Source organism: Rhodopirellula sp. JB055 (assembly GCF_043100905.1).
Lineage (GTDB): Bacteria > Planctomycetota > Planctomycetia > Pirellulales > Pirellulaceae > Rhodopirellula.
Genome location: NZ_JBICHO010000408.1, coordinates 1 through 3274, shown reverse-complemented (window position 1 = coordinate 3274; position 3274 = coordinate 1). Strand labels below are relative to the sequence as shown.

Annotated in this window: 4 protein-coding genes; 1 reads left to right on the top strand and 3 read right to left on the bottom strand. The window is 55.9% G+C overall.

Translation table 11 applies throughout. The annotated features are described in order from the left end of the window. The coding region (locus ACF8AM_RS15940; protein ID WP_392556584.1) for a tetratricopeptide repeat protein at positions 1-1575 on the bottom strand (1575 nt) is incomplete at its 3' end. 206 nt (positions 1576-1781) lie between these two features. Between ACF8AM_RS15940 and ACF8AM_RS15935 the strand changes: the two genes are divergently transcribed. Further along, positions 1782-1955, top strand: a complete 174-nt coding sequence (locus ACF8AM_RS15935) for a hypothetical protein (RefSeq protein ID WP_392556583.1) — start codon at positions 1782-1784, stop codon at positions 1953-1955. 74 nt (positions 1956-2029) lie between these two features. On the opposite strand, the gene ACF8AM_RS15930 is transcribed toward ACF8AM_RS15935, so the two are convergent. After that, on the bottom strand, positions 2030-2446 hold the full coding sequence (locus ACF8AM_RS15930; protein ID WP_392556582.1) for an ArsR/SmtB family transcription factor: 417 nt from the start codon (positions 2444-2446) through the stop codon (positions 2030-2032). Positions 2447-2800: 354 nt separating this feature from the next. Continuing rightward, a partial coding sequence (locus ACF8AM_RS15925; protein WP_392556581.1) for an ABC transporter ATP-binding protein occupies positions 2801-3274 on the bottom strand: 474 nt, incomplete at its 5' end.

Genomic DNA, 3274 nt, shown 5'->3' with positions numbered 1-3274 from the left:
ATTGCGAAAAAGTTGATTGGACTGGACACCATGCAACTCCGGCGGGTCACCGGCGCCTTGAGCGAAATAGAGATCGGGACGTCCATCAGCATCAAAATCGATCACACCAACGCCACCGCCGAGCGATTCATACAGCGCGATCGATGAGAGGTCCGTTTCGGTGGCTTGACGCCACTGGAATTTCAGCCCTCGTTGAGATGCCACGTCGTCCACACGCACGCTCAGTTGCTCTTTCGGTTCGACGGACCAGTTGAAATTCTGCTCGGGTTGGAGTCCCTTTGAAACAATGGGTTGCAGCTTGAATTGAGATGGCGAAAGTCCAACCATCGCGTCCTCCAACATCATTTGCCGCAATTCAGGAACGCTTTGGAGTCGTCGACGTTGTTGGTTGATTTGCGTCAATTGGGGCGTTGCCGTTACTGGCAAACTCAGTTCCGTCCAACGCAACGATTCGAGGGGCCGTCCGACACTCAGCAGGTGGTTGCCAATCTCCCTCAGCAACTCTCTGTCAGGTGACCCTTCCAATTGCTTCGTGAGCTCACGCGACTCGTGAATGATCGCTGCTTTGGCTTCGAACGCATCGCTGAGCTCATCGCGTTGGAGTGCCTTGAGCGATTGTTGAATTCGTTGGTAGGTGATCAAGTCCGCCGAGTTTCGACTGAGAGCTTGCAAGAGAGCATGGATGGCGGATTCGTATTGGCCGTGATCGAAGTGGTAACTTCCGATTGCGAACCAGTAGTCATCGTAGACTTCCAACGAAGAATCACGTGAAGAATACCATTCCAAAAACGCAGCGTCGTCTTGCAGTTCCGCCAGGACCCGGCCCAGCAAAGCTCTCGCGGAGGCAGTGTTGATGGGGCGGGTGGGGGAGTCCGGGGCGAGGGCGGCTTCCAGTTCAGCGCGAGCTTTCTGGTAATCACCGATCGAAAAGTCATGTCTGGCGCGGCCTTGTCCCGGTTGAAATCGTTCTTTCCCGGAAGCCTTCGAGTCAGTGCCTCCGGCATGCTGAGGTCTGGAGATCGTTTGGCCGCGAAAAACGAGTGAGCGGAGTTGCGGCAGATTGGCTTGGCCTAAGAAGACTAACCGATCCGCCACTTGGGCAGCCTCGAAGGTTCGCCCTTGTTTCATGAAGAGCCACCACAATCGGCGGGATGGTTCCGCCAAATTTGGGTTGGCTTCCAACCATCGCCGCAAAGCGCGTTCATGGCGGCCCGGATCGTCCAGCTTGGAGGCCGCGTCCACGCAAAACGCGATCGCGGGGGAACGAAGTTTAGAATCCCCTTCAGCGATTCCTTCTGCGATCGCCAACGCTTTCGCCACTTTGCCGCGTTTGGCTTCTACGCGAGCCACCAACATCATGAGTTCTTGGTGGTCAGGGTTCTCGATCATCAAAGGCGTCAAAAGTTCGGCTGCACGATCGCACTGCCCACATTGGTACGCTTCGTTCGCAGCGCTCAAACGCTCCGCCAATTCGCGATCCGCTTGCACCGCCACCGTTTCTTCCGCCGGGGCCTGGTCAGCTCTGGGCTGCGTGGGGTCCGATGGACGGCAACCGCCGATGAAAGTCACCACCATCAAAAGGCCAATCCATCTCATTTGTGAGCAGCCTCGGCGACACACGAAAACAGGAAACGGGATTGACTGGAACAATGAACCCTCTCTTCAAACGCATCCGCCATGGATCAGCGTTCACTCACATCGAAGATCGGCGGAGTTGTCCCCTGAAGGACGATTGAATTCGTCTCGTTCGAAGGGTTTCGAGCGGTTGGTCGGAGGCGGAAATGGAACATTCCGCTGCGCCCCTCTCTCAGTTGAGTGGTGGTCATGCAGCGGTTGAGTTCGATCTTAAATCACTCTTGATCAAACCCGTCACGCGTGATTTTCAACCTCGCGATACCGGCCGTGAAAACGGCGCTGCTGAGGTGTTTGGTCGCTTAGCCTTCCCTTTGCTGTGAAAGAAAATGTTGGGAGGCGGCGCTGAGTGAGGGCTTCCCGCAAAGAGGCTGATGGTTGATAGCGATTTGCCGAATCAATCAGTCGCTTCATCGCAGCAACCACCGCTTTCTTTCAGTTGTTTCGCGCGGCGTGCATCGTTCTTCAATTCTGGAACGTCAATGAAACAACTGTTCAGGCAATCGTATAACTTTTGTTGGAAGCACGAGTGAGCTGGCGCGAGCGAATAGTGCGACCACAGCCCGACCTTGCGCACGTCGACCAAGCAGGCTTTGCGCAGGTAGGCGAGGTGTCGAGAAACGGTCGGTTGAGGCAGTTGCAAAATCTTCACGAGGTCGCCCACGCAGATCTCGTCGACCGCCAGCAAATGCAAGATTCGCAATCGAGTGCTGTCCGCAAACGCCCGAAAGATCGTGTTGATCTCCTCGCCGATCTCTGCCAAAGGAACGTTCGACAGGTCGCCTTGCAAAGGTGAGTCGGTCGTCGTGCTCATGTTCCAGGGCCTTTTGAAGATCGATCGGGCGGTGAGGATTTCCGATCACGAGGTTGCGTTTCTTGCAGCAGTGTAGCTGGGCTGATACGCACGCATCAAGCGACGTATTCGAATGCGAAGTCCAATCACGGAAACGGGGTTGAACGTCGTGACCGTGGTCGCGAGTGGTTTCGGTAGACGACGCGAAACGACTCGTTGCCGCAGCCGATCGTCGTCTTTGTTAGACCACTAAGCACGTGAGCGGGGGCATTGGGCTTGGTCACGTAGCGGCGACTCTCCGAGACGCTGTCATTTGCGAGTCTCAGAGAGACTCGCGCACGTGAGGTTTCTACCCGATCATTCATGCCGACCTGCTTAGGCCGCCTCGACGGAGTGCAGTGCCGCTCGGTCGTCGACGATCTTGCCGTTCCGCAATTTCAAAACCCGTTTGGCTCGTTCGGCCGCCTCTGGGTTGTGCGTCACCATCACGATCGTGCGTCCTTCCCGATTGAACTCTTCAAAGTAGCCAATCACTTGATCGCTGGTCTCGGGATCCAAATTCCCGGTGGGCTCATCGGCCAAGATCACGGCGGGATCATTGGCCAGCATCCGTGCCAACGCGACTCGTTGCTGTTGACCAACGCTCAGTTCGTTAGGCTTGTGATCCAAACGGTCACCCAAGCCAACGCGTTCCAACAACTCGGCTGCCCGATCGCGTTGATCCGATTCCTCAGTTCCGGACAAGTACAACGGGATCTGCACATTCTCTTGAGCCGACAGGTACGGAATCAAATTGAAGGTTTGAAACACGAAACCGATGTTCGTCTTTCGCATCCGAGCCCGCCCGTC